Source organism: Actinomadura sp. NPDC000929 (assembly GCF_040492065.1).
GTDB classification, from domain to species: domain Bacteria; phylum Actinomycetota; class Actinomycetes; order Streptosporangiales; family Streptosporangiaceae; genus Spirillospora; species Spirillospora verrucosospora.
Genome location: NZ_JBEUPA010000337.1, coordinates 1 through 1,024, shown reverse-complemented (window position 1 = coordinate 1,024; position 1,024 = coordinate 1). Strand labels below are relative to the sequence as shown.

1 protein-coding gene is annotated in these 1,024 nt (G+C 71.1%); it reads left to right on the top strand.

The window, feature by feature from the left end:
* Window positions 1–109: 109 nt before the first annotated feature.
* Window positions 110–1,024 (top strand): IS5 family transposase, encoded by a 915-nt coding sequence (locus tag ABWI04_RS42755; protein WP_179848060.1) that lies wholly within the window; start codon window positions 110–112, stop codon window positions 1,022–1,024.

Here is a 1,024-nt window from a genome sequence, read left to right as displayed (position 1 = left end):
CTAGGGCGTGTTTCGAAGTGGGGTGAGCATCGGCGTGTTGTGAGCCGGACGCAGTGAGGTCTCCGGTAGATGGTTCATCGACCAAGAAGAACCCATAACCGGAGACCTCGTGGCCACCCTAGCGGTGACGAGGCGGTTCGACCTGACCGACGCGCAATGGGCGATCCTGGGGCCGCTGCTGCCCGTCTCCAGGCGGCCGGGTCGACCGTCGAAGTGGACCAAACGGCAGCTCATTGACGGGATCCGCTGGCGGGTGCGGACCGGCGCACCGTGGCGGGACGTGCCCGAGTGCTACGGCTCCTGGCAGGCGGTCTACGGGCTGTTCCGCCGCTGGCAGCGCAACGGCGCCTGGGCGCGGATCCTTGCCGCCCTGCAGACCCGGGCCGATGCCGCCGGGCTGATCACCTGGGAGGTGAACGTCGATTCCACGATCATGCGGGCCCATCAGCACGCCGCCGGAGCCCGGCGGCGTGGTGACCTGCAGCGCGAGCCACCCGGCGGGACGGCCACCGAGCCGGACGATCACGCAATGGGGCGCTCACGCGGCGGGTTGTCGACCAAGGTGCACCTGGCCTGCGAGCAGGGGCAGATGCCGCTGTCGATGGTCGTGACCGCCGGGCAGCGCGGGGACGCCCCGCAATTCCAAGCCGTGATGGCCGGGATCAGAGTCGCCCGCCCCGGGCCGGGCCATCCCCGCACGCGCCCCGATCGGGTGCGGGCCGACAAGGCGTACTCCTCCCGCGCGATCCGTGCTCACCTGCGCCGCCGCGGCATCGCCGCCACGATCCCGGTCCCGTCCGACCAGGCCCGGCACCGGCAGCGGCGGGGCCGCCGCGGCGGCCGTCCACCCGCCTTCGACCCGGATGACTACCGCGGTCGCCACGCCGTGGAGTGCGGCATCAACCGCCTCAAGCGCCACCGCGCCGTGGCCACCAGATACGACAAGCTCTCCGTCCGCTACCAGGCAACCCTCGAGATCACCGCCATCAACGAATGGCTCCACCTACTTCGAAACACGGCCTAG